This window comes from Pseudoneobacillus rhizolycopersici (assembly GCF_054786815.1).
Genome location: NZ_JBTOOE010000121.1, coordinates 1 through 265, shown reverse-complemented (window position 1 = coordinate 265; position 265 = coordinate 1). Strand labels below are relative to the sequence as shown.

General features: G+C 51.3%; 1 protein-coding gene. It reads right to left on the bottom strand.

The features are described from left to right. Positions 1-252 (bottom strand): hypothetical protein (locus ACX9YW_RS23090; protein WP_460351069.1); only part of this gene is annotated, 252 nt, incomplete at its 3' end. Positions 253-265: the final 13 nt, after the last annotated feature.

The following is a 265-nucleotide window of genomic DNA, read 5'->3' as shown; positions in this document are numbered from 1 at the left end:
ATCCCTGAAACTTGAATAAAGCGTCAAAGTGTCCCCCGGAGACATACCCATGTCGTAGACGAGAAATTCCCGGTCGGCCTCAAACGGCTCGGCTTCTTTTGCTTCAGGCGTGAAGATGATTTTTCCGGATTCATTGGCCAGACGCCATACTTTCCCGTTTTCTTCACGGAACAGCGTCCCTTCTGACTCCGAGCCTTCGGGTCTTAATCGATGGTATGTCTTTCCGAACTTCTCGACGGTTCCGTCGAACACGCTCCTGATGTAC